This is a genomic window from Oceanobacter sp. 5_MG-2023, from assembly GCF_030548165.1.
Classification (GTDB): Bacteria; Pseudomonadota; Gammaproteobacteria; order Pseudomonadales; family Oceanobacteraceae; genus Oceanobacter.
This window is the reverse complement of sequence record NZ_JAUORS010000017.1, coordinates 59,122-84,640: the sequence shown is the minus strand read 5'-3', so window position 1 is coordinate 84,640 and position 25,519 is coordinate 59,122. Positions and strand designations below refer to the sequence as shown.

Genomic DNA, 25,519 nt, shown 5'->3' with positions numbered 1-25,519 from the left:
GGCGGACTGGACGGGACTCGAACCCGCGACCCCCGGCGTGACAGGCCGGTATTCTAACCAACTGAACTACCAGTCCAATTCTTCCAACTTTCGCTTTTGGTGGGTGATGACGGGATCGAACCGCCGACCCTCTGCTTGTAAGGCAGATGCTCTCCCAGCTGAGCTAATCACCCTTGGTCTCAAAAGCGAGTGGGCATTCTACTCGTAGAGCCTTCGTTGTCAAACATAAATCTTTGATTTTTTAAATTTATTCAGGCACTTGCATAAAAATCAGCCAGTTTCTGCCTGTTTCGTTGAGCGCCTGGTTGAGTTGGAACGTCGGTCGACCAGAATCAGCAAGCAAGGTGTCAGGATCAGAGTCAGTACGGTGGCAAAAGTCAGCCCTCCGGCAATGGCAGTAGACAGCTGGGTCCACCATTGTGAAGAAGGAGCGCCAACACTGGTGTGCTGATGAATCAGGTCGATATTCCACTGCATCACCATCGGGATCAGGCCGAGGACGGTCGTAATCGCGGTCAATAATACCGGCCGCAGACGCTGGGCACCGGTACGCAGGGCGGCGTCAATGGCATCCAGCCCTTCGTCCCGCAGGCGATTATAGGTATCGATCAGGACAATATTGTTGTTGACCACAATACCTGCCAGGGCGATCACGCCTACGCCACTCATCACGATGCCGAAAGCTTCGCCTCGAATCAGCAAGCCAATCAGCACGCCGACAATCGACAGGATAATGGCACTCATAATCAATGTGGCTTGATAAAAGCTGTTGAACTGGGTGACGAGAATGGTTGCCATCATAAAGATGGCAATGGAAAACGCGGTCGCGAGAAAGCTGCCGGTTTCGGCCATTTGTTCAAAGTCGCCACGGAATCTGGGCTCGACACCGGCACCGAGCCAGTCGAGATCTTTCATCTGTTCGCTGAGTTGCTGGATTTTGGCATTGGCGTTGACGCCATCACGCACGTTGGCGGTGAGGCGGTAACGGCGTTTGCCATCGATCCGCACCAGATCGCCCGAGCGAGGCTCAGCGGTCTGGGTCAGGAATTGCGAAGCGGGAATCAGCCCATAGGCCGTTGAGATATTAAAGCCATCCAGATCTGCCAGGGTGCGGCGGGATTCCGGGTAACGCAAGACGATGTCCACTTCGTCGTCAGTAAAATCAGGCTGAAAGGCACCGACTTTCTGGCCGCCAGTCAGCATGCGTACCATGCCGCCGGTGGCAGAAATACTGGCTCCGTAGCGGCTGGCCTGTTCACGGTCGACCGTGAGTTGCCATTCGATGCCCTCTAACGGGCGATCATCACGGATGTCTTTGAGATCGGCATCCTGCTCAAATATCTCCCGGACCTGCTCCAGCAGCGGAATAATGGCGTCACCACTGTTGGCGGTCAGCTGCAGCTGGATATCGGCCCCACTGGGAGGGCCGCCCTGTTTTTTCTGGGTTTCGACAATAATGCCGGGGATGGCCGCGCTGCGTTGTTCAATATCGGCCAGGACGGTATTGGCGGGGCGGCGTTGCTCCCAGTCCGCCAGCCCTATCTGGATACGGCCGACCAGATCCGGGGCGGCATCGTTAGGGGCCTTGGCAAAGGTGGTGGTGTAGATTGAATCGACATCGTCGAGAGCAAAGATATGTCGTTCGACCTGCAAGACCAGTGCTTCGCGCTCCTGAATGGAAAGATTACCTCGGGCGCGGATATCCACAAGGCCGATATCAGAGTCAACATCGGGGAAAAACTCCACGCCATGGCCGTGCTGGCCATAAAAGACAAACGAAGCCACCAGCGTCAGCAAACACAGCACCAGCACCGTCAGTGGCCGCTGCAAGGCAGTTCGTAACAGGCGCACGTAGCCTCCGGTGAAGCCGCCGATAAGGTGGAAATCGCCTCGTTCGGCGGCTTTTAGTCGGGCAATGGCCCCGTCTTCATAACCGCCTTGACGGCTGATCAATGACCCCAGGGTTGGCACAACAATCAGCGCCATTACCAGCGAAGCCGTCAGGGTATAGAGCAGGGTCAATGGCAAATACTTCATAAAGTCGCCGGTGGTGCCGGGCCAGAACAGCAGAGGCAAAAAGACCGCCAGCGTGGTGGCGGTTGATGCCGTGATTGGCCAGGCCATCCGTTTGGCGGCATCGGCATAGGCCTGCTTGGGAGTGGCGCCGTCAGCCAGGCGGCGGTCGGCGTATTCCGTGACGACGATAGCGCCATCGACCAGCATGCCGACGGACAGAATCAGAGCAAACAACACCACCATATTCATGGTATTGCCGGTGAGACTGAGCCAGATTAGCCCCATCAGAAAGGCCCCCGGAATCGCCAGCCCAACCAGGAATGAGTTCCGCAATCCGAGGCTACCCAATACCAGTACAATCACCATCAGGGTGGCGACCAATACATTGTTGAACAGGTCGTTGAGCATGCTTTCGATTTCGCTGGAGCCATCCTGAATAATGCTGGCGTCGATGCCCGCGGGCCAGTAGGGCGACACGGTATCGATAACACCGCGAACCTGATTAATGGTTTCGATGATGTTGGAGCCGATCCGTTTCTTGATTTCCAGCGTCACGGCGGGCTGGCCATTGATGCGGGCACTGCTGTTACGATCCTTGTAGGCCAGACGGCCAACGGCAATGTCCCGGAACAGCACCACCTGATCACCACTGACCTTGACCGGCATATTGAGAATATCGTTGATATTCTCGACCAGCCCGGGAATCTTGATACTGAAGCGTCCGGCTTCGTTCTGTAAATCTTCGCTGGCAACCAGTGAGCTATTGTTGGAGACCAGATTGGACAGCTCAACCATGGAGAGCTGGTAATTATCCATGCGTACCGGATCGACGACAATTTCGGCAATTTCTTCGCGTTTGCCCTGAATCGTGGCTTCCAGCACGCCCGGCAAGGCTTCGAGACGATCCTGCAGGTCGTTGGCGACGGCGTAGAGCTCCGTCTCGCTGACGTCGCCGGCAAGGGTGACAACGGCGACCGGAAACAGGGCGACGTTGATTTCGAGTACACGGGGTTCGTGGCTGTCTTCCGGCAGATCGCTGCGGGCGTCATCGACTTTCTGGCGGACATCAAGCAGCGCCTGGTCGATGTCTACATCGGTGTAGAACTCCAGCATGATGGACAAGTGTCCGGTGGTGGCCGTCGAAACCATTTCCTTCAAACCATCGAGGCCGCGTAATTCGCGTTCCAGCGGCTTGTAGAGCAGGGAGTCGGCATCTTCCGGGGAAATCCCATCGTGGGCGACGGAGACATAAACAAACGGCACGGTGACGTCTGGTGAGCTTTCCTTGGGAATGGAAAACAACACCGACAGGCCCACCAGTATCACCAGTACAAACACCATCATGACCGTGCGGGCGCGGCTGAGAGCCGCGTCAATCAGAGCGTACATGATCAGTCTCCCTCAGGCTGGCTGGGCGATGTGCCGGGAGCACTTTTGAGCACTGCGTCAACCTGTTGGCCAACCTTGACAAAACCGCCACCCTGGGTAATCAGGCGCACGGATTCCGGGCCGTAAACCCAGACGCCATGTTGATCGGCGCCTTCCAGCTCCACGCTGACAAACGCTACCCGGTTATCCTGATTGACGGTTTTCAGCCCCATCTTGCCGGATTCATCCAGCACCAGCAGGGCCGGTGAAACATGGTAAGCCTGACGCTCGCCCAGAGGCACAATCAGCTGGGCACTTTGTCCGGCCGGGATGGGATGATGCTGTGGGTTGGCCAGCTCAAGCTCGACGGTAAAGGTGCGGGTGGCGGTATTCGCCAGCGATGAGACAAACCGCAGTGTTCCGGTTACCAGCTCTCCGGACAGTAATCTGGCGCTTGCTGTCATACCGGGGCTGAGTAAACCAACATCCTGTTCGGCCGCTTCCGCGACCACCAGATAGGGAGAGAAATCAACCAGTTCCAGAAGCGACTCACCATCCTTGACGAAAGCCCCCAGTTCCACCATGCGGTTATTGATCACGCCATCAAAGGGTGCCCGGACAGCAGCGGCTTCGACCTGTAAACGTGCTGATGTGAGTTCCGCCTGGGCATTTGCCAGGGCGGTATCGGCCTGGACCAGCATGGATTCATTTGCCAGCCCTTGTTGGTTGAGCTGGATTACCCCTCGTTGCTCCAGTTGCCGCTGGCGCACCGTTGCCTGTGCCTGTTGCAGCCGGGCTGGCCAGTCGCGGGTATCCAGTTCGAGCAGCAATTGCCCGCGCTTGACTCGCTGGCCCTTGTTGACATGAATCGCAGTTACTTTGGCGCGTAATTCGGATTTGATGGTGACGTTGCGATTGGCCGCCAGCTTGCCCGACAGTTTGAGTGAGCGGATATGCTGCTCGGGTATCAGGTCGTCGACCTGCACCCGTATCAGGCGTGTTGCATCCGGGTATCGGTCAGTTTCCCTGGCAGCCAAGGGTTCGGTATCGGCCCCTGCCAGCATCCAGACGACAGTCACAATAAGGACAGCGGCGGCGGCAAGGTAGCCACGGTTAAACGTAATCGACATGGTCTTGAGTCCTTTGATATGGCAAATCCGGACGCTTGCTCTGGGCGGTGGATGCGGCGGTCATAGTAGTTGTGCATCGAAGGATAGTTTACTTCTGGGCAGATGTTTACCATGAATACTTTGCAATCCAGTGGTGGTTTGCCTGTTAAGGGGGGAGCGGCGGCAGTAAACTGGGCGCCTGGCCCGGTATATTCGATATTCGGGATGCGATTTTGTCGGTTTGCAGGCGATTTGTATGGTGTTGGTGAGTTTGAAACAGGCCGAGTTGGCCTTTGGTGATCATGTACTGCTCGACAAGGTGGATCTGGATATCCACTCTGGCGAGCGGGTTTGTATTGTTGGTCGTAACGGTGAGGGCAAGTCTACTTTATTAAAAGTCCTGACCGGAGAAGTGACCACGGACGATGGTGTGATTCAGCGCCTTGATATGTTGAGCATGGCAACGCTGCAACAGGCGCTGCCAGAGAAAGTGGATATTCCGGTTTACGATGTGGTGGCTCAGGGGTTAGGGCAAGTGGGGGAAGACATCGCCCGCTACCATGAAGAAACCCACAAGGGTGAACATGCCGATCTCAACCTGATGGAAAAACTGCAAACCCGTATCGAAGCCAATGATGGCTGGAGCTGGCAGCAAAAAGTCGAGTCAATTATTCAACGTCTGGATTTACCCGCCGAGCGCAGTTTTGCCGAACTGAGCGGTGGCTGGCAACGCCGGGTGATGCTGGCTCGGGCGCTGGTGACGGAACCGGATCTGTTGATTCTGGATGAACCAACCAACCATATGGATATCGCCACTATCCAATGGCTGGAAGAACAGCTCAAACAATTCAGCGGGACACTGGTATTTATCAGTCACGACCGGGCCTTTGTGCAAAATCTGGCCACCCGGATTGTCGAGCTCGATCGCGGCCATGTGTATATCTGGCAGGGGGATTACCTCAGCTTTATTGAGTACCGGGAAAAGCGTCTTGAAGACGAAGCAACCCAGAATGCGCTGTTCGACAAGCGTCTGGCAGAAGAAGAAAAATGGATCCGTCAGGGAATCAAGGCACGCCGCACCAGGAACGAAGGTCGGGTCGAACGTCTGAAAGAAATGCGTAACGAGCGTGGCGCACGCCGTGAACGTCAGGGCACAGCCAATATCAGCATGACCGGTACGGATTCGTCCGGGAAAATCGTTTTTGAAGCAACCGATATCAGTTACGCCTGGGGTGATCAGCCACAGGTGTCGCATTTCTCAACCATTATCCAGCGTGGAGACCGGATTGGTCTGGTCGGCCCGAACGGTGCCGGTAAAAGTACCCTGCTGAAATTGTTACTGGGTCAGCTGCAACCACAATCCGGTGAGTTGCGGGTGGGTACCAAGCTGGAAGTGGCGTATTTCGACCAGTCCCGGCATATGCTGGATGGCAATAAATCCATCGCAGATAACGTCGCCGATGGCAAAGACCATGTCGAGGTGAATGGCCAGAGCCGCCACGTGATCGGCTATCTGGGCGACTTCCTCTTTCCCCCTGAGCGTGCCCGGACACCGGTGCGGGCCTTGTCAGGTGGTGAGCGCAACCGGGTGTTGCTGGCCAAGCTGTTCCTGAAACCATGTAATCTGCTGGTGATGGATGAGCCGACCAACGACCTTGACGTGGAAACCCTGGAGCTGCTGGAAGAACGATTGATGGAATATCAGGGCACCTTGTTACTGGTCAGCCACGACCGGGCATTCCTTGATAACGTCGTGACCCAGCTGCTGGTGTTTGAAGGTGAAGGTCATATCGACGAGCAAACCGGCGGTTATTCTGACTGGGAGGCGCGTCATCAGGCCAAACAGGCGGCAGCCAAGGCGCAACAAAAAGCCGGTAAAAAGCAGTCACAGAAAGCTGCGCAGCAATCCGCAAAACAATCCGCAAAACAGCCGGCACCTGCTGTACCGGTCAAGACGGAAGCAAAACCGGCGGCGAAAAAACTTTCCTACAAGTTGCAACGGGAGCTGGATCAGTTACCTGACCAGATTGCGGCGGCAGAAGCCAAGCGCGATGCCCTGGCGGCGACGACACACGCGGCGGATTTTTATGCCGGTGATGCAGACACCGTACAAGCGGTATTGGCGGAGTTGACTGCGGCAGAAGCCAGAATTGAACAACTCGAAGAGCGCTGGCTTGAACTGGAGGAAATGGCCTCGTGACCTGGTTGATTCCTGTGCTGGTCGTACTGGCGGTGATCGGGTCGATTTACGGCCTGAAACCCAGCCCGCGGGATGCCCGTCTGGGTCAGTTGCGACTGGATGCCACCAAGGCCGGGCTGCAGGTACGTCACTGCAGCTTTCAGGTTGATGCCGCCAAAACCGGTGTTCGAGAAGACATCACCGGCATCGGTTATACGCTGGTTTTCCGGCCGCCGTCCCATGACGACACCAAACCGCAGGAGAAACTGTTGTTTCGTATCGTCGGACAGCCAGGGTGGGAAAGCCAGGGCTTGCCTGAGGGGTTGTCATGGCATGACCTGCCGGGAGATCCAGCGTTGGGTCAGGAGCAACGGCTTGTTCTGGCGCAGGCTCTGAGTGCGGATATCCAGTCCGCACTGGCCGGTTTCCCGGATGACGTGCTGCTGCTGGAACTGTACGAAAACCGGGTCAGCCTGATACCGGCGGAACGCAAAGCTGCCACTGCCGAGGCGTATAAGCAGGCATTAACGGCGTTGTCTGCCCTGGCCGGATAGTGTGGAGCAGATGACGACAATGCCGGGTATTCTTCAAAACGGTGCAGGAGAGGAACAAGGGCCAAGGCCGTGCCGCCGCCGTGGCTGTCTGGTGTAAATTTCTGTAGAATACCGGCCTCTTTTTGGTTCCTTCACCCTCCGAGTGAAGGACAATCGACTTACAGTTCAGTGACACAGACAGGTATCCCCTTGGAAATTAATCCAATCATCGAAACCATCAAAGACCTCAAGGCGCGCACCGACGTGCTTAGGGGGTATCTTTGACTATGCCAACAAGACCGAGCGTCTGGAAGAAGTAGAGCAAGAGCTGGCCCAGCCAGACGTCTGGAATGACGCCGCCCGCGCCCAGGATCTGGGTAAGGAGCGCTCGGCTCTGGAAGCCGTGGTCAAGACCATCGACAATCTGGATGGTGGCCTGGCAGATCTGAAAGACTTGCTGGATATGGCCGTCGAAGAAGACGACGAAGAAGCCGTGGCCGAAGTCGAGTCGGAACTGGCTGATCTGCAACAACAGCTGGAGGCGCTGGAATTCCGTCGGATGTTCTCCGGTGAGCTGGATGCCAACAACGCCTACGTCGAAATCCAGTCCGGTTCTGGCGGTACAGAAGCCCAGGATTGGGCCAACATGATGTTGCGGATGTATCTGCGCTGGATTGAAGCCCATGGTTTCAAGGGCGAATTGATGGAAGTCTCCGATGGTGAAGTGGCCGGTATCAAGGGCGCAACCATCCGGGTAGAAGGCGAATACGCCTACGGCTGGTTACGTACCGAAACCGGTGTACACCGTCTGGTACGCAAAAGCCCGTTTGACTCCGGCAACCGTCGGCATACGTCGTTCTCTTCTGTGTTTGTGTCGCCAGAAGTGGACGACAATATCGATATTGAAATCAATCCGGCCGATCTGCGTATCGACGTGTACCGTGCCTCGGGTGCCGGTGGTCAGCACGTCAACCGGACGGAATCGGCGGTGCGTATTACTCACTTGCCGACCAATATTGTGACCCAGTGTCAGAACGACCGGTCGCAGCACAAGAACAAAGACCAGGCGATGAAGCAGTTAAAGGCCAAGTTGTACGAGTTTGAGCTGCAGAAACGGAACGCCGAAGCCCAGATTCTGGAAGACTCCAAGTCCGATATCGGCTGGGGCAGCCAGATCCGTTCCTATGTGCTGGATGACTCACGTATCAAGGATCTGCGTACTGGCGTCGAGACCCGCAACACGCAAGCAGTGTTGGATGGTGGCCTGGATCAGTTTATTGAAGCGAGCCTGAAAAAAGGGCTTTAATGGTGAACGGCTGGATGCCTGACGTCGGCGATTGACCACCGGCCGGTAGTCGATCACAAGCGCCACGCGCCCGATGTCCAGCGACAAACATAACGCGTCCGATGCCCGACGTCTGGCGCCCAACTTATTTATATTCAGGTTAGACAATGACGACCGAACAGACTCAAACCGCCCAGGAAGAAAACAAACTGATTGCCGAACGTCGCGCCAAACTGGAGCAGTTGCGGGAAGGCAGTGCTGCTAATGGCCATCCAAACGACTTCAGACGTAAACACCTGGCCGGTGACCTGAAGGCGGAACACGGCGACAAGGACAAGGCAACGCTGGCGGAAGAGAAGCACCCGGTCGTGGTGGCTGGTCGTGTGATGCGTCGTGGCGGCCCTTTTGTTGGCATTCAGGACAGCAGCGGCGCCATCCAGTTTTATCTGGCCAAGCCCAAACAGAAAGAAAGCGAGATCTGGCCGTTACTGGATATCGGCGATATTGTCGGAGTTTCCGGCACCTTGCAGAAGTCCGGCAAGGGCGATCTGTATGTTGAGATCGACGACATCAACGAATTGCGTATTCTGACCAAATCCCTGCGCCCATTGCCCGACAAGTTCCACGGACTGGGTGATCAGGAGATGAAATACCGTCAGCGTTACGTCGACCTGATTATCAACGAAGAGACGCGTAACACCTTTCTGGTGCGTTCCAGAATCATTGAAGGTATCCGTTACTTCCTGTCGCAACGCGGCTTTATGGAAGTCGAGACCCCGATGCTGCAAAGCATTCCGGGTGGAGCCACAGCCAAGCCATTCGAGACCCATCACAATGCCATGGGCATTGATATGTTCCTGCGGATTGCGCCAGAGCTGTATCTGAAACGACTGGTTGTGGGCGGCTTCGACAAGGTATTCGAAATCAACCGTAACTTCCGTAACGAAGGCACCAGCACCCGGCACAACCCTGAATTCACCATGATCGAGTTCTATCAGGCTTACGCCGATTATCGCGATCTGATGGATATTACCGAAGCCATGTTGAAGTTTATTGCTGAAACCGTGCTGGGGAATACCACCATTGAATACGGTGAATCGACCTACGATTTTGCCGCGCCATTCCAGCGTATGACCATGGTTGAAGCGATTCTGAAGTACAACCCGGAGATGGACGCCGAGGTGCTGAATAATGCAGAAGCCAATATCGACACGCTGAAGCAATACGCCCAGCAGGTTGGTATCAAGGACTCACCCAAGCAGGCTGCCTGGGGTGCCGGTAAATACATCTGTGAGATCTTTGAAGAAACGGCAGAAGAGAAGCTGGATCAGCCGACCTTTATTACCGAATACCCGTGGGAAGTGTCACCGCTGGCACGCCGTAACGATGCCAACCCGTTTGTGACCGACCGCTTTGAATTTTTTGTTGGCGGGCGTGAACTGGCCAACGGCTTCTCGGAGCTGAATGACGCTGAAGATCAGGCGGCACGTTTCCGTAAACAGGTTGAAGAAAAAGACGCTGGTGATGATGAAGCGATGCACTACGATGCCGATTATATCAATGCGCTGGAATACGGTATGCCGCCAACCGCCGGTGAAGGTATTGGTATTGACCGTCTGGTGATGCTGTTTACCAACTCACACACCATTAAAGATGTGATTCTGTTTCCGCATATGAAACCGCAAGGTAACTGACACGCCTGATCGGTTCACAAGCCACAAAAAAGCCGCGTATCTTGTGCGGCTTTTTTGTGGCTGGCAAACAGCCGGTGGACAACTCTCGACTGTGGCTCTGCCACCTTGGCAGAGCGGTGAGCGATTAAAGAGAGATAGTGCCTTCCAGCGACTGCAGGGCACGACGGCCCAGTGCCAGGTTGGCTTTGGTGGAATCCAGTACGTAATAAATAAACAGACCGCGGTCGGCGTCCATTGGGCGAATCAGGTGATATTGGCTGGTCAGAGTGATCAGGATGTCATCGATATCCTGATTCAGTTGCAGCATTTCAATGGTTTTGAGCTTGGCACGGACAACTTCGGTATTTCCTGCCGCAGCAATCTCCAGGTCCAGACCTGTACCGATTGAGCCGAGCATCATTCCGCTATTGTAGTCGACCAGAGCCGCTGCAAGAGCGCCGTTAACAGACATTAGTGGGGACAGTTTGGTTTCAATGCTATTCATGTTGTATTTCTCTGATTTATGAGCTGAAAATGGTCATGATTTCCCGGATATCTCCCGATGCTTTTTTAAGCATCCACAGAGCGAGACCATGAGTTGTATGTTGGTTAAAAACACCGAGTAAAACGGCATCCATGGTGTCGGTTCGGATCAGATGGCAGCCCACAAATCCGTTTTTGCTTTCGATAATATTACCTTCCACTTCTTCCAGCTGGGTTTCTGCGGCCAGACTGGAACCAATACCGGCAAACGAAGCCGCCATTGCCGCCAAGCGTTTTGGGTCTGCTGTCGTATCAAGAGGTACGGTATGAGATATGACGTATCCATCGGATGTCGACAAAATCATATAACTCAAGTTGTCTGATTGCTGCGTGGTCGCAAGCAAAGATTCGTGACAACGAGCCATCAAGGTGTTGGACTTCAATGGATCTATCGGGTTATTCATCAAGGAAATCCTCTGATTCTGCGTTGGCAATCAAGGCCTGGAGAAGCAATAAAACATCATCGCGATTACGGGGGTCGGCATTAAATACAGGGGCAAAAATATTCTCTTCCGACAATATGTCAAAGCATTCTTCGGTATCAGTGAACAGACTTCTGTTTAGCGCGATAGCAATGCGTCCGGAGTGAGCCATTGATTCGAAGGCTTGTAAAAAAACCAATAGTTGCTGTTTCCAGTTTGATTGGCTGCAATCGAGTAATAAAATAGCGCCAAGTGCCCCTTTGGCAACAATCGGCCATATAAAACTGAAATGCTGCTGACCTGGAATACCATATAAATGGACGCTGTCGTTGTTATCGAGAAGAATGCGCCCATAATCCATCGCCACGGTTGTGGTTGCTTTATTGACCTGTGCGGTATTGGAGTTTCTTGCTTCTGTTGCAACGGGCGCTTCGTCACTGATCGTACTGATGGCTGTGCTTTTACCGGCCCCCATTGGGCCAATAAAAATAATCTTGTTTTCTTTGGTCATAAATTAAAAGCCAATCCAAGTCTTTTACGCAGACTTCCCAGTAGGTTGGAAGACCGTTTCGGGGAAACCGGTGCTGGAATCTGTTGTGGGGGTTCTGCTGCTGGCGAGGTTTCTTTGCTGACAACTCCCAACCGGGCGACGGTACAGGCTCGCAAAAAAGCAGCTACCTGATTGCTGGGCAAGCCACTGAGCTGTTCGCCGCTTTTTAACGAGGCGAATTTCTTGCCGTAGAGAGCCGACAACTGAAACATGGCTGGCTCTGTGTACCACTGGCCGAGACGAGGCCATTGCTTGATACGAAAGACCGTGTTGTTATCCCAGCTGCCGATGTCTTCTATCGGTTCTTTCCAGGCCAGCTCCCACAGGAACTGTTCAACGGGATAAGAGTGTTTGCCAGAAAGTGGGCTGGCATTATCCGGAGCAGCCTGGGTTTGGGTGATGGTAAAAGGCATTTGTGGTTCAAGCAGCGCTTCTAATAATCCGCTTGAATGACTATCAGAGTAAATCGTCGTACGGTTGTTATCGTCTCGGGCAACGATGGCTTGGTGTTGCTGGATTTGTAATTCGAAATACTGGTGCTTGGCGAGTTGCTGGATACGATTGTCCAGTTGCTCGGATATCAGCGTGGGAGAGGGCAAGGTATCGGCTAACACATTCTCTTGGCCGCTATGGCTTGCATGGGTATTTAACCAATCTTGCCGGGTGCTAGTACCTAATGGCCTGTTATGCAATTTATCTTCTGCGTTATGTAGTAAATCCAGTAATCCAATAATTCGCAGTGGCCAGTCACAATGTAAATAATCGTAACTGTCAGAAATGACATGTTCATTGGCCATTACGGCTAATATTCCCCATGGACAAATATCTATTGGTTTCCTGGCCAGTACCAGATGAGCATCCAGGCCTTCTCCTTGATACAGCCAAGGTTTCTTGGTTCTGCAACGCAGTAATTGTAACTGTTTGTGTATTATTCCCTGTTCATATGAACTCAAGCCAAACGTCTTTACTGTGTATTCGTTCTCCATTGCAGTATTGGAAATATTTTTTTCCATGACGGGTACCGTGCGGACAGGCGTGAGAGAAAGTAGATAAATTATGTAAAAAGTATAGGAATTAAATCAGCATAAATCAAAAAAAATCGTGACTTTCTTGAATGTAATTGAATTTATTGGTTTTTTTCTTTTATTGATGGTTTTAATAGTAATGTGAATGACAAGGTCCCTGTATTTTCAGGATTTTAATGGTTCTTTTTTGGACTTTTGATTTGTTGCTGTTACAAATACTTACGGATATACGTGTCGTGTGAGCAATGCGTTATATCATTATTAATAATGTGGGTATTAGGGGTTTATTGTAGGGGTTTGTTTGTCTGTTGATTTTCTTTGAGCCCATCATCATGACGGAATCGGCCAAGGGACACGGACGGAGCCGGTCCCTACGGTCAAACCCAACGTCCAGATTGTGGGGACGCCCTCCGTGGCTGTCCTGGGGTCGCTACAATCCCTAGGCCTCCAGGGGCCCTCTCTACGGTCCTTACGGGAGTTCAAGCAGGTTTTTGATCTCGCGCCAGTCAACGTATTTGAAGTTCTGGTTTTGCTCAGGCATCAGGTTGCGGCCATCCTGTACCACCAGCATTCCTTGTGGGTATTGTGCTCCCAAAAAGGCGGAGCTAACGGCAAGGCCGTCGGTTTCAGAAGCGCCATCAATGCCTTTGTCTGGGTTAAGGCCAACCCGGAAGCGGCCGATATAGGCATACGGCGGGTTGGCGCTGAACAGTACATAGCTGTCGTTGCCCTGGCTGGATACCAGCAGATAGTTGTCGCTGGCAGTCTGGTAAATATCCATGCCTTCAATATCGGCATGGAGCAGGTCGCTGATGCCAGCCACCTGGTGCATCTCGGTACTGGCATCCGGTTCGGCAGACAAGGTCCAGACGGCCTGGTTTTCTTCTCCAACAAACAGGCGCTGGGCCCGGTCATCGGCGGCGCAGCCTTCTGGCTGGCTGGCGACGGCAAATTCCCGCACCAACTGGCTTTGCCAGCCGCTATCGCTGTCCAGAATACGGTACTGCTGATAACGGCCGTCCTGGTCGTTGATAAATACAAATACCTGCTGTTGCTGATTGCGGTACATGCACAGGCCATACACTTCATCCAGAGTGGTGACGACTTCTCCGGCGCTGTGGACGACACCGGTTTGCGGCTCAATACGGAACAGGGCGATGGCGTGGCGATCTCGCTGGCTGGCGGCGGCAATATCCATTGGCTGGTTGCGGTACTGGAAACCCTGGCGCAGGTCGACGTTATTGACCCGGTCGACCAGCAGTTCTTGCAGTTCGTTGCCATCGAGGTCGTATACGTACAGGCCCCGTTTTTTATTGGTGCCGAGTACCCGGCTGGCATCTGGCTGGTTGGGATTGACCCAGATGGCCGGGTCGTCGGCGGCATCTCCGGCGGTCAGGACGGGCTGGGTTTCGCCATTGGCCGGTACGGTGGCAATCATGTTGTCGTGGCGGGTAGCGGCGATTGACGGCAGGGTCAGGCTGATCAGGGCGTCGCTGTGCTTGTCCAGAGCACCGGCCTGGGTGGCGTTGGGGACGCTCAGCAAGGTGTCGATGGCAAGCTGTTCCTGCAGCAGGGTGCTGCCGAGGTATTGACCGTTATCCAGCTGGTACTGATGCAGACGGTAACTTTCGGCTTCGGCCAGCCAGAGGCTGCCCTGGCTCAGGGTCAGGGCACCGGATTCGCCGCGAATATGGCCAAACGGTGAGGTCAGGTCAATCATCTCGCGGATAGGGTCACTTTCGGCCCGGGCGTTCATACGCCAGAGGCCGACACTTTCTTCGCTGATATAAAGCGTATCGCGTTGGTCATCGGTGACACAGTATTGGGCACCGGGAGCCGTGGCGAACTGGCGCAGCAACGTCATGTTTAGTGATGTGTTGCGGTCGTCAGACGCTGGGTTCAGCAGCTGTTGCCGGGCGCTGGCATCTTCCCCCAGCAGGAATACTTGCAGGTCGGTTGGGTGAGCGCTGTCCGGGGCATACAGGCACAGGCCTTCCAGTGGTTGTTGAATCGGAGTGCTGACGGCGTCTTGCTGCAGCGTCCAGCGGTGATCGGCCTCGGTCAGTGTCAGCAGGTGTAACTGGTTTTGCTGGTCGAGGCTGATGATCTGGATCTGTGCCTGGCCGTTGTTGCTGCTTTCGCGGGCATCGAGTAATTCACCGGCCCAGTCAGCCTGCCATTCGGTGTTGCCGGTCTGGGTGTTGATCAGTTGTGCCGGGCTGCTTGGACCGATACTGAACTGGTGCTGTCCCGGTAATATCAGCAGATGTTCACCACTGAGAGGAGATTGGGCAACCGCAAGCTGGGATGTCGCGCTGGCCGCGGTTGGTGTTTCCGGTTGGCTGTCGAGACTGGAGCAGGCCGACAGGGCCGTCAGGGTCAGGGCAGCTGTGGCTTTTGATAACAAGTGGATCGGTTTGGAGGGTGCGTTCATAACAATTCTCTGTCGCGTGGATCATGCCCCGCTGGTGGCCAGTACGGGAGTCAGAGGCAATAACCCCGGTCAAACAGCACCGGGGTTATTGCTGGCACAGACGGTGCCAGCCCGTGATATCAGAAGCTGGTGTAGCTCAAACCCAGGCTGTAGGTCGGGCCGTAGTCTTCGTATTGGGCGTTGTAGCGCTCGCTGCCCTGATAGGCATAGTAAGGCTCGTCGGTCAGGTTGGCCGCTTTGAAGCGTACCTTGATTTGCTCGGATACCTTGTAGGAGGCGTTGAAGTCCACCTGAGTCTGGGCTGACTGTTTGATGTCTTCGCTGCTGTCTTCCAGGTTGCCGACTTCATCCAGGTAGTCGGACTTGTAGTTGGCGGCCAGGCGCAAGCTGATGGTGTCGTTTTCGTAACCGACCATCAGGTTACCTGTGGTATCCGACTGTTGTGGCAGGCTGATGGTGCGGCTCAGGTGCTCGTCGCCGTCGTCAGATTCAATGGTGGCTTTGGAGTCCACAAAGGTGACGTTGGCAGATAACAGCAAGCCGTTGAACGGTGCGGGCAGGGTGGCGAATTTTTGCGAATAAGCCAGTTCCAGCCCTTTGACTGTGGCAGTGCGGCCATTTTCAAAGGTAGTGGTTGTGGTGTCGTCTTCTCCCGCCAGACTGTTGTAATAGTCGTTGTCGGAGATCTCGGTTTCGTAGGAGAAGTTATCGATGCTTTTATAGAACGCAAATGCAGAAATAACGCCGGCGTTCCCCATAAAGTGCTCGATGCCCAGATCCAGGTTGCTGGATTCCAGCGGTTTCAGGTCCGGGTTACCCGCTTCCAGCTCGTCGCCATCAATGGCAACGTTCGGGCGGATCATTTCAAAGGTTGGACGCACAACCGAGTTGGTCCAGGCCGCGCGCACCTGGGTATCCGGGGCGATGTCGAGTTTGGCCAGCAAGGATGGCAGCGTATGAGAGTAGTCGTTGCTGAAATGTGTACGGCTGACGTTGGCTTCGTTGTCGTCGCCATTCACTTCGTAACCCTTGCTCTTCTGTTTGGTTTGCTCATGGCGCAAGCCACCAATCAGTTGCAGCTGGTCCATATCAATACGGCCCATTACATAGGCGGCGTTGACGTCTTCTTCGATGGTGTAGTCTTCGATCAGTGAATCAACAAAGCCTTCTGCCACGGCGTCTGCTTCGGTGTCGGCATCGGCGGCCAGTGTGTTCATCAGTGAGCGTAGCTGGCTGCTGCTCAGGGATGGGCCAAAGTTACCAAGGCTGTAATCGGTACTGCCAGAGGTGTAATCCGACAGGCTAATGTCATCCGCTGAGTACTTGCGAATATCGACATCCATGTGTTTTTTACGGTTTTTCAGTTTGCCACCAAACTTCACCATGGCAGGGTAGTCTGCAACGATCAGGTCACGGGTGATGTCGATTTTGGCGACGTTCAGATCATCTGAGGAGTAGCTGCGCACCCGTTCGATTTCGTCGAGTTCAAAGTTGCTGGTGTCGTACAGCTCGCTGCCAAACAGGATGGGTTGGCGGCTGCCGTTAAAGCCGATGTTGTCGACTTCCGCAGTAAACACCGCGCTGTCCATGGAGTCTGGCTCGTCTTCCTTGGCGCTGGACGTACCGAGGTCATATTCGACCGTCCAGTCGTTGATAAAGTGTTCACCACCAAAGGTGACGGACTTGATGGTTTGGGTTTCCTTACGATCTTTCAGTTCGCGGGAGACTTCTCCCAGACCGCTGTCACCGGAGGCGCGTGAGGTGCCGTCGCGTTCTTCTTCGCCATCTTCGATGACCAGTTCCTGGAATTCGGCAATCAGTGCCTGACGCTGTTCATCATCGGTGAATTTGGAATACAGGGTGCGCAAGTGGAAGGCGTTGTTGATGTCGTGTTCGTAATCCAGGTTCAGCGCCGCACCAATCCGTTCACGGTTGATGGTGTAGTCGCGCATTTCCATTTCTTCCAGCTCACCGTCGTCCCAGGCACCACCGGTTTCGGTGTTTTCCGAGCCGAAGTCACGGCTTTCGTAGCTGGCCGCGGCGGCGATGCCCAGGCGGCGATCACCGTCCATGGCAATGGTGGTCCCGCCACCGAGCGAGAGTTTGGGGTTGGTGTTTTCGGTCAGTTCATCGTAGCTGTATTCGAGATCGGCATTGTAGAACGGCCCTTCACGATCCAGCGCCGAGATGCTTTCAATCTCAATCGCACCGCCGATGGAGTTGGCATCCATGTCGGGAGTCAGTGACTTGGTTACGACCAGTGAGCTGATCAGGTTGGAAGGAATCACATCCAGAGCCACGGAACGGGTACCGGCTTCGGGGGCCGGGATCTGGGTACCATTAACCGACACGGAGTTGTAGTCGGAACCCATACCACGGACGCGGACAAAACGGCCTTCGCCCTGGTCGCGTTCAATCGACAGGCCGGGAATCCGTTGCAGGGCTTCGGCGGCGTTGGCATCGGGCAGCTCACCAATGGCGTCGGCATTCACTGCGCTGATAATACGATCGGAGTAACGTTGGCGATCGAGGGCGCGCTGCATTTGGGCTGATTGGCCGTATACCAGCACTTCATCGATCATGTCGTCGCCATCGTTGACCACCACATCGGTGCTGGTCACGGTGTTTTCAGTCACGGTAATCTTGCGCGAATCCAGCGTCTGGTCACCCAGGGTGATGGTCAGGGTGTATTCCCCGGCGGGTACCTGCGGCAAGCGGAAGCGCCCGGACTGGCCGGACAGGGTTTGGCGCTTGGCTTCTTCCAGCCGAACCACCGCACCTTTGTAAATGGTTTGCGAAGCGGCATCGATAATGCGGCCTTCGACGATACCATCGGCGTGGACGAGAGTGGCGGATGCCAGGGCAAGGCTGGCTACCAGCGGTTTGATTAACAATTTCACGTCTGCTCTCCGTTAGAATAATGGCTCCCGCGTGGCCAGTCTTGATAATGCTGTGCTTGAAGCGGGAGTGGGTCTCTCTTGTCAGGACGTCGCGACGGTAGGAATGAGCTGTGACACTTTCGTTACGGAGAGCAGGGCGACGCCTTGCCAGCGTGGCAATTCTTCCGCCAGCGGTCGGGTTGGATATGTAAATGATCCAAATTAACCCATGCATCAAGACGGCATGACGTTGTGGCTGGCAAGTCTGTCGAGCGCCATCCCCTGTCAGTGATGGGCTTGTATCGTGCCAGCGCAATGGGGCGCTGCTGTCATAAAAAATTCATCAAATTTACGGCAACTTTTACTGAGCCTTTATGACCCCTGAGGTCCTGCGTGCGGGTGAACATGCTTTAATGCCGATCTCTTAACGACCCGGCCGGCAGTGGCTGGCAGACCGGGTCGGTCAATCCAAATAATGAGACAGGTGGTTGGGGATGTTCTCGACTCTGGGAATACACCAGCGCAAATTGTTGCTGGTGTTTGGCCTCGCGTTGGCGGGGCTGGTGGGCAGCCTGATAATGGGGGACGCCAAGCCGTGGGCCGAGATCGACTGGCTGGATGTCCTCGGTGAAGGTGGTGCGGCACTGGCACTGGCGGTCTGGATGCTGCTGATTCTGGGCAGTCGTCCGGCAGGGCGGGTAACCGACCTGCTGACGTTGGGGATGGGGTTTATGTTTCTGGCGATGTGGCAGGACAACCTCGACGAATTTATTCACTTGCCCGCCGAGCAATTCTGGGATCAATGGCTCGAGTCCGGTGCCATGCCCGTCGGAATCGTATTGTTAACCTACGGACTGGTGCACTGGCATCAGGAGCAGCTCTCGATCAACCAGCAGCTGCGCAAGCGCGAGCAGCGTTTTCGGGAGCATCGGTTTATCGACAAGCTGACCCAGCTGGGGCGGGTGGATTACCTCAAAGCCCAGCTGCAAGCGGTGATGGCCCAGTTGCCAACCCGCAACATGGTGCTGTTGATGGTGGATGTGGATAATTTTGCCGATGTCAATCGCCGCTACGGCCATCAGGAAGGGGACACTCTGCTGTACGAGCTGTCGGAATTGATGCTGCTGAACTTGCGCCAGGACGATCTGATTTGCCGCTATGCCGCCGACCGTTTTGCCGTGGTGCTGCCAGATACTGGTCTTGCACAGGGCCGGACCCTGGCCATCGAGCTGACCCAGGCGGTGCAGCACTTCGCCTACAAACACAAAACCCGTGGCGACACGCTCTATCAGACCATCAGCATTGGCCTGGCAGACTGGCAGGGGGAAACGACCGAAGCCCTGGTTCAGCGTGCAAATCAGGCGTTGTTTCTGGCCAAGTCGAGTGGCGGACTGGGAGAGGTGGCCTGATGTGACAACCCCTTCCTGGTATGAGTGCGATGAGCGTATTTTTGCCGCCCATTATCAGCCCGCCTTGCTGATCGATTTATTACGCTCTGGTGGTCTGTGCAGCCATAAGATATTGCGCGGCACCGGGCTGTTTTATGACGATATTCTGCAAGGGCAAGTGATGATGTCGGCGACCCAGGCAGGCCTGCTGGTGAGTAATGCCAGCAAGCTGGGCAAAGATCCGGGATTATCGTTTCGTTGGGGCGCTTCCTGCTGGCCCGGGCACTACGACAGCGCCAGCAGTTTGCTGGGCAATGCCGGTTCCTTGCGTGAGGCGCTGAGCGCTCTGGTGCATTACCGGCGCATCTTGTCGCCCTGGGCAACACCGTTTGTGGTAACGGATGAACGTTATTGTTATGTGCACTGGCTGACGCTGGGGCATATGGGCGAACGCCGGTTCCTGATTGAAGCGGCGATGTCGGCATTGACATCGTTCAGCCGCTGGATGAGTGGCGAACGTCTGCCATGGCGTTATGGCTTTAGCGACTCACGGCCGGATTACGAAGAACAGTACCAGGTCAACTTCGGCAGCCAGCTCTGGTTTGATCTGGGCGTCGATGTCATGGTGATTGAACGGCACTGGCTCGACCGGCCGTGGCCTCGCGGGTCGGCAACGGCGTATCAGGTCGCCCAGCGTCAATGTGAGTCAGGACTCGCAAACCTGCCTGCATCCTCACTGCCAGAACAGGTGTACCGGTTGTTGCTCGAGCGGGTACAGGAACCACTTACCTTGCCTGATATGGCCGGACGGCTGGCCATGAGCCCGGCGACCCTGAAACGCAAACTGGGTAAACATGGCTGCCATTTCCAGCAATTGCAGGATCAGGCACGGCTGCATATGAGTCTTTATCTGTTGCATGTGTGTGGCTGGAACAATGAGCAGGTTGCTGCTCACCTGAACTTTAACGACAGCACCAACTTCCGCCGTGCTTTCAAGCGTTGGGTGGGGATTACTCCCAGCGACAGCCGTTCCCGTTTCTCGTTGTTTGATATTCACCCTGACACGGTTTTGCCCGAATTGGTGGGGCTGTAATACGGCACTCGATCTCCAGCGGGTCGGGCCTGACTGGGCGAGTGCTGCCAATAGAAAAGCGGATCAACGAGGGTTAACTGACGTGTGGATAGCTGTTGCCGGTTTTGCGGTTGTCTCTGTTCCGGTCGCCGCAAGCCTTGTACCCCAATGCCGCTCTTTGGCAATCAATCACGCTTCATTTCCCGCAGAATTCCCCTACAATGCCCGCTGAATGCCGATACAACACCGTATTGGCGGGCATTGGCCCGATTGATCTGAGAGAGAAACAAATGGAACGCATCGAACGCGATTTTTTTGCCCGTGAAAAAGACGATCAGGATGCTTTCCTGAGCCAGACCTGGTGCAATGAGTGTATGGCCGCCGACCTCGGTATGGTTGAGCCGCAAGAATATGAAATAGATGGCGTGATCGTGGTCGAAGGCAAGTGTGCCAAGTGTGGTGCGGCGATTATGACGGAAATTGCTGACGACGATACCGATGGCGTATGGGATGATGATTCGTCTGACGACTGAGACTTGGGATCGATAAACCGGTAACGCATACCGGTTTTGATGACGAATAAGATAACCCTGACTGATATTATCGGGGTTATCTCTTCTATATGCTTCACAGCAGTCCTCTCTTTAAGAGCCTTTATCTCTAATAGTCTCTATATCTAATGGCCTTTTTCTTTAATAGGTAGAAGCTATATAAATCCTGTTTATTCTGCCTTGTATCTCGGGTATAAAAACTGGCACGATACAATCAGTTGAATGGATAGAAACAGGAATAAACAGCAGGTGTAACAAACCCGCGCAAGGCCGACAGTGAAGGAAAAATCAGATGCTGGAACAGGGTTTTTCCATCCGTTCGTTATATAAACTCTTATGAATAACGTGCAATACAGGAAAAGTATATGTCTTATATCGATGGATTTGTCGCTGCCGTTCCGACGGAGAATAAAGAAAAATACATAGCGCATGCTGAATTTTCAGCGGTGATATTCAAGGATCACGGTGCCTTATCGATCAGGGAAGCGTGGGGTGATGAGCTGCCTGATGGCGAAGTGACTTCGTTCCCGATGGCTGTGAAGTGCAAGGAAAACGAAACGGTCGTTTTTTCTACGGTTGTGTGGCCATCGAAGGAAGTCAGGGATGCAGGATGGGCAGCCATTATGGCAGACCCCAGAATGAATCCAGAAAATAACCCGATGCCCTTTGATGGCAAACGTTTAATCCATGGTGGATTTGACGTGCTTATTGAGGGTTGATCTCCTGCTGGTCATTGACTGGCGTGTGAAAATATTCGCAAGGGTTAATGTTCCGGTTTCTAACGGGCTGCCTTTGCGATAAACAATGGATAGCTGCACATGCTTGGGGCCATGGGTGACCGGCGTCATGGTGAGGGATTTTTCATACCGGCTGCCAACTACCATGTTTTTGCCAATAATGGTGTAACCCAGGCCTGCGGAAATACAGCCCAGCACGCCATCGGCACTGCTCATGATCATCAGTTCATCACTGCCTTGCCCTGCCAGTTGCTGCCATAGCAGGGCATGGTTTCTGTAGCCACAGCCCTCGTCACGGACCATGAGTACCGGGTCATGATCACTCTCTTTGGGTGTTACCTTGACCAATTCTTCTTTCACGATCGGAATCACTACCAGCTTGTCATGCTGGGGGGCATTGCCGATGGCGGCGCAGTCTACCTTGTTGTTCAAGACGGCCTGTACGAGCCGGTCGCTGGTGTCTGTAAAAATCTTTGCCTGAATATTGGAGTGATCTTGTTTGAGTTGCTTGAGTGCCAGCGGCATATGAACCGCTGCAAAGGTTTCTGGCATACCGATTCTTAGTTCATAACTGCCTTGATCACGCAAAATAGCGGACTTGGCCTGGTACTCCAGCTGCAAGATCTCATCGGCATACTGGCAGAGCTGTTGTCCGCTTGGTGTCAGCTGCAGTTTTCTGCCTGCCAAGGTGAATAGCCTGGTATCCAGCTCGTTTTCCAATTTTTTAATACGGTTGGTGATGTTCGATTGCACGGTATGGAGTTTATCTGCTGCGCCTTTAATGCCGCCTTCATCCACCACCGTTTTAAAGGTCTTGAGTGTCAGGATTTCCATGCAGTTCTCTAATATTGAAGTATCTGTTCTGAATAATTCAATTTTTAAGATTATCAGCTCGAAGTAGCCTTTGTTAACAATTTCTAATAACAAGGTGGCTGGTATGCTGATGGAGCTGACTCGAGTACGTGTCTATTTGGCCGGGATCTGCAGCTTGATTGTGACGGTTGGTGTGGCGCGTTTTTCCTACAGCCTGCTTTTGCCCATCATGCAGGATGGCGCAGGTCTTACCGAGTTGGCTGGCGGCTGGCTGGCGACCACTAATTTTATGGGGTACATGGCTGGTGTGCTGCTTGCTTCCAGGTTGCATAACCTCAACGACAAATACAATTTGCACCGGGCTTACCTGGTATCAAGCGTTGTCACTTCCGCTGCGATGGTGATGACAACCGATATGATGGTTTGGGCGGTCTTGCGGTTTATCGCCGGGGTTTGCGCTTCCGGGGGCCTTATTATTGCCTCTGGTTTGATTTTAAAGTGGCTGGTTAAAAATCAGTATCGTGCTGAGTTAGGCATTCATTTTGCCGGGGTTGGTATCAGTATTATTGCCACCTCTGTGTTGGTTGAAGTGATGCTGAATCTGTCGGCTAACTGGCAACAACAGTGGTTGGCTCTGGCCGTAATGGCTGCGCTGGTTGCTGTGCCTGCCTGGTTGTGGATTCCTCATCCTTTTGTGGGTGGAACAGAGGTCACACCACCCAAAGATAATCCGCCAGGCCGGATGGTTACTACCCTGATGATGCTTGCCTATTTTTGTGCCGGTTATGGTTATGCGGTCAGTTCAACTTTTATTGTGGATATTGTCGAGAGAACGCAAGGACTGGAGGGGCAGGGAACCCATACGTTTTTACTGATTGGATTAGCTGCCATGCCAGCAACGCTGCTCTGGGACAGAGTCGCGAGAAAAATTGGTTACCTGTATGCCTTGTTGGCGGCTTATCTGCTGCAAGTGGTTGGCATTATTCTCCCTGCCATTAACGATACATTGCCTGTGGTCTTGTTCAGTGCGTTGCTGTTTGGCGGGACATTTATTGCCTGTGTCAGTCTGGTGCTGACAATGGCAGGCAAGTTTTTCCCCAGTAATCCTGCCCGGTTTATGGGGGTGATGACACTGGCCTATGGGGCAGCTCAAATTATCGCCCCTGTGTTTACTGGTTATCTTGCCGAGGCATTGGGAAGTTATAACCCCGGATTGTACTTGTCGGCAGGCGTCATGATTATAGGTGTTGTGTTTTTGTTTGGGTTAGTGCGCCTGGACAGGCGTTCTGAGGGTAAAAAAGTCTATGCACGTCCGTATCAGGGGTTGTAACACCGTATTGATCTTCAATATTTCTGCTTACGCATCAAACGCATTAAACGCATCAAACGCATCAAACGCATTAAACGCATTAAACGCATTAAACGCATTAAACGCATCAAGGTTTAAAAAGCCCGGTTGCGTTTGAGTGAGGCAGTGTCAAGCGGGCTGAATACTCGCTGGGTCGGGCTGGCGGGCACGGCGGCCCGCACTTCTGTAGGATGGTTTCTTCTGACAGGCCAGCTCTTTACAAGCCTGCTTCGACCCGCTTCTGCCAGCGGGTAAACAGAATGGCACTGATAAAAATCGCCAAACAGGCAAATACCATCAACCAACCCCAGGTACCGCTGCCGGGGGTGAACAGAAACAGAATGGACACCACAAAATATAACAGAATCATATAGGCCAGCCAGGCGGCTGATTTGTGTGAGCGAGCGATCAGGCCGGGTATAAACAGCATCAGTGGTAATGATTTGAACACTGCAATACCGAACCCGGTTAACCACATGGAGAGGCCTGGCTCAGCCGCCGCGGGCGGATTGCTGAGAGTCGAAACCAGTAATACCAGCAACAGGGCAATATAACTGCCAATCAGGCAGCGATAGGCCAGCCTGGCTTTGGCCACAAAAGGACTGGCTGTGTCGGCTAATGCATTCATATCAGGCTCCTGTGCCATGGCTGTTGAGCAGGGCGGTTGCCAGCGTTGCTATCCGTTTGCCCTGGGCCAGACAAAGGGCTTTTTCCTGGGGACTGATGGCTTGCTCGTTATTGGCTCCGGCCCAGTGGCTCATGCCATAAGGTGTACCACCGGAACGGGTGTCACTGAGCTCAGCATGACGGTAGGGAATACCGGCGAACACCATGCCATGGTGTAACAGCGGCAATGCCATGGTCAGCAGGGTGCTTTCCTGACCACCGTGTAATGAAGATGTTGAGGTAAACACACCGGCGGGTTTATCGGCCAGGGCGCCACTCAGCCACAGGCCGCTGGTGCTGTCGAGGAAGTACTTCAGTGGCGCGGCCATATTGCCAAACCGGGTCGGACTGCCCATGACCAGGCCAGCACAGTGGCGCAGGTCTTCCTGGCTGCAATACACGGCACCGCTGTCGGGTATGGCAGGCAGTGAGCTTTCGGTATCCGGCGATACGGAAGGTACCGTGCGAATACGGGCACTCATGCCGCCTTGTTCTACACCGCGTGCAATCAGACGTGCCAGCTCGGCAGTTTTGCCATGGCGGCTGTAGTACAGCACCAGTACATAAGGGACAGCGGCCATCAGAGAATCTCCAGCACCTGTTCCGGTGGGCGGCCAATACGCGCTTGGGTGCCGTTGATCACAATCGGGCGTTCAATCAGTTTTGGGGTCTGGGTCATGGCGGTGATCAGAGTGTCTTCATCGGCGCTGGCCAGATTCTGTTCCTTGTATTCGACTTCCTTGGTGCGCATCAATTCTCGTGCACTGGTGAAGCCGAGTAATTGCAACAGTTGGCGAATATCATCCGCTGATGGTGCATGCTGCAAATACTCAACAATAACCGGGCTTATGCCTTTGTCTTGCAGCAGTTTCAGGGTCTCCCGCGACTTGGAACAACGGGGATTGTGGTAAATCTGTATATCACTCAT

At 54.0% G+C, this 25,519-nt stretch carries 21 protein-coding genes and 2 tRNA genes; 9 read left to right on the top strand and 14 right to left on the bottom strand.

Annotated elements, in window-relative coordinates; all coding sequences use genetic code 11:
- Positions 1-2 precede the first annotated feature (2 nt).
- From Q4551_RS12185 to Q4551_RS12170, 4 genes are all read right to left on the bottom strand, one after another.
- Positions 3-76 (bottom strand) — tRNA-Asp (locus tag Q4551_RS12185).
- Between the two features lie 21 nt (positions 77-97).
- Positions 98-173 (bottom strand) — tRNA-Val (locus tag Q4551_RS12180).
- Between the two features lie 97 nt (positions 174-270).
- The gene (locus tag Q4551_RS12175) at positions 271-3,405 is read right to left on the bottom strand and encodes an efflux RND transporter permease subunit (protein WP_303434114.1); all 3,135 of its coding nucleotides are present in this window, start codon (positions 3,403-3,405) and stop codon (positions 271-273) included.
- A 2-nt stretch (positions 3,406-3,407) separates the two neighbouring features.
- Positions 3,408-4,514 carry an efflux RND transporter periplasmic adaptor subunit gene (locus tag Q4551_RS12170; protein WP_303434113.1) on the bottom strand — a complete coding sequence of 369 codons (1,107 nt, stop codon included), beginning with the start codon at positions 4,512-4,514 and terminating at the stop codon, positions 3,408-3,410.
- Between the two features lie 235 nt (positions 4,515-4,749).
- Between Q4551_RS12170 and Q4551_RS12165 the strand changes: the two genes are divergently transcribed.
- The 4 genes from Q4551_RS12165 to lysS all read left to right on the top strand — a co-directional run bounded on the left by Q4551_RS12165 (position 4,750) and on the right by lysS (position 10,184).
- The gene (locus Q4551_RS12165; RefSeq protein WP_303434112.1) at positions 4,750-6,693 is read left to right on the top strand and encodes an ATP-binding cassette domain-containing protein; all 1,944 of its coding nucleotides are present in this window, start codon (positions 4,750-4,752) and stop codon (positions 6,691-6,693) included.
- Positions 6,690-7,226, top strand: a complete 537-nt coding sequence (locus Q4551_RS12160) for a hypothetical protein (protein ID WP_303434111.1) — start codon at positions 6,690-6,692, stop codon at positions 7,224-7,226. The genes Q4551_RS12165 and Q4551_RS12160 overlap by 4 nt, the downstream gene beginning before the upstream one ends.
- A 199-nt stretch (positions 7,227-7,425) precedes the next feature.
- The gene (gene prfB, locus Q4551_RS12155; RefSeq protein ID WP_368501393.1) at positions 7,426-8,511 is read left to right on the top strand and encodes a peptide chain release factor 2; all 1,086 of its coding nucleotides are present in this window, start codon (positions 7,426-7,428) and stop codon (positions 8,509-8,511) included.
- Positions 8,512-8,657: 146 nt separating this feature from the next.
- Positions 8,658-10,184 (top strand): lysine--tRNA ligase, encoded by a 1,527-nt coding sequence (gene lysS, locus Q4551_RS12150; protein ID WP_303434110.1) that lies wholly within the window; start codon positions 8,658-8,660, stop codon positions 10,182-10,184.
- A gap of 124 nt (positions 10,185-10,308) precedes the next feature.
- Here the strand turns inward: lysS and Q4551_RS12145 are convergent, their stop codons facing one another.
- From Q4551_RS12145 to Q4551_RS12120, 6 genes are all read right to left on the bottom strand, one after another.
- Positions 10,309-10,668, bottom strand: coding sequence for a hypothetical protein (locus tag Q4551_RS12145; protein ID WP_303434109.1), 360 nt, complete (start codon positions 10,666-10,668; stop codon positions 10,309-10,311).
- A gap of 16 nt (positions 10,669-10,684) precedes the next feature.
- Positions 10,685-11,110 (bottom strand): roadblock/LC7 domain-containing protein, encoded by a 426-nt coding sequence (locus Q4551_RS12140; protein ID WP_303434108.1) that lies wholly within the window; start codon positions 11,108-11,110, stop codon positions 10,685-10,687.
- Positions 11,103-11,639 (bottom strand): ATP/GTP-binding protein, encoded by a 537-nt coding sequence (locus Q4551_RS12135; protein WP_303434107.1) that lies wholly within the window; start codon positions 11,637-11,639, stop codon positions 11,103-11,105. The genes Q4551_RS12140 and Q4551_RS12135 overlap by 8 nt, the downstream gene beginning before the upstream one ends.
- Entirely contained in the window at positions 11,636-12,691 is a 1,056-nt protein-coding gene (locus Q4551_RS12130; protein WP_303434106.1) for a hypothetical protein, read from the bottom strand. The genes Q4551_RS12135 and Q4551_RS12130 overlap by 4 nt, the downstream gene beginning before the upstream one ends.
- 481 nt (positions 12,692-13,172) lie before the next feature.
- Positions 13,173-15,137, bottom strand: coding sequence for a phytase (locus tag Q4551_RS12125; protein WP_303434105.1), 1,965 nt, complete (start codon positions 15,135-15,137; stop codon positions 13,173-13,175).
- Positions 15,138-15,256: 119 nt separating this feature from the next.
- The gene (locus tag Q4551_RS12120) at positions 15,257-18,037 is read right to left on the bottom strand and encodes a TonB-dependent receptor (protein ID WP_303434104.1); all 2,781 of its coding nucleotides are present in this window, start codon (positions 18,035-18,037) and stop codon (positions 15,257-15,259) included.
- 473 nt (positions 18,038-18,510) lie between these two features.
- Here Q4551_RS12120 and Q4551_RS12115 point away from each other — a divergent pair, with 473 nt between their 5' ends.
- The 4 genes from Q4551_RS12115 to Q4551_RS12100 all read left to right on the top strand — a co-directional run bounded on the left by Q4551_RS12115 (position 18,511) and on the right by Q4551_RS12100 (position 21,746).
- Complete coding sequence (locus tag Q4551_RS12115) at positions 18,511-19,425, top strand: GGDEF domain-containing protein (RefSeq protein WP_303434103.1); 915 nt, start codon at positions 18,511-18,513, stop codon at positions 19,423-19,425.
- Position 19,426: 1 nt separating this feature from the next.
- Complete coding sequence (locus Q4551_RS12110) at positions 19,427-20,497, top strand: AraC family transcriptional regulator (RefSeq protein WP_303434102.1); 1,071 nt, start codon at positions 19,427-19,429, stop codon at positions 20,495-20,497.
- A gap of 269 nt (positions 20,498-20,766) precedes the next feature.
- The gene (locus Q4551_RS12105; RefSeq protein WP_303434101.1) at positions 20,767-21,009 is read left to right on the top strand and encodes a hypothetical protein; all 243 of its coding nucleotides are present in this window, start codon (positions 20,767-20,769) and stop codon (positions 21,007-21,009) included.
- A gap of 383 nt (positions 21,010-21,392) precedes the next feature.
- Positions 21,393-21,746, top strand: coding sequence for a DUF1428 domain-containing protein (locus Q4551_RS12100; RefSeq protein WP_303434100.1), 354 nt, complete (start codon positions 21,393-21,395; stop codon positions 21,744-21,746).
- Here the strand turns inward: Q4551_RS12100 and Q4551_RS12095 are convergent.
- Complete coding sequence (locus tag Q4551_RS12095) at positions 21,708-22,598, bottom strand: LysR family transcriptional regulator (protein ID WP_303434099.1); 891 nt, start codon at positions 22,596-22,598, stop codon at positions 21,708-21,710. The genes Q4551_RS12100 and Q4551_RS12095 overlap by 39 nt on opposite strands.
- Before the next feature lie 103 nt (positions 22,599-22,701).
- On the opposite strand from Q4551_RS12095, the gene Q4551_RS12090 reads away from it, so the two are divergent.
- On the top strand, positions 22,702-23,907 hold the full coding sequence (locus Q4551_RS12090; RefSeq protein ID WP_303434098.1) for a YbfB/YjiJ family MFS transporter: 1,206 nt from the start codon (positions 22,702-22,704) through the stop codon (positions 23,905-23,907).
- Between the two features lie 235 nt (positions 23,908-24,142).
- On the opposite strand, the gene Q4551_RS12085 is transcribed toward Q4551_RS12090, so the two are convergent.
- Genes Q4551_RS12085 through arsC form a run of 3 tightly spaced genes read right to left on the bottom strand, consistent with a single transcriptional unit; the run spans position 24,143 to position 25,519 of the window.
- A complete protein-coding gene (locus Q4551_RS12085; RefSeq protein ID WP_303434097.1) occupies positions 24,143-24,553 on the bottom strand; it encodes a DUF2069 domain-containing protein in 411 nt (136 codons plus the stop codon).
- 1 nt (position 24,554) lies between these two features.
- Positions 24,555-25,172 (bottom strand): NAD(P)H:quinone oxidoreductase, encoded by a 618-nt coding sequence (gene wrbA, locus Q4551_RS12080; protein WP_303434096.1) that lies wholly within the window; start codon positions 25,170-25,172, stop codon positions 24,555-24,557.
- Complete coding sequence (gene arsC / locus Q4551_RS12075) at positions 25,172-25,519, bottom strand: arsenate reductase (glutaredoxin) (RefSeq protein ID WP_303434095.1); 348 nt, start codon at positions 25,517-25,519, stop codon at positions 25,172-25,174. The genes wrbA and arsC overlap by 1 nt, the downstream gene beginning before the upstream one ends.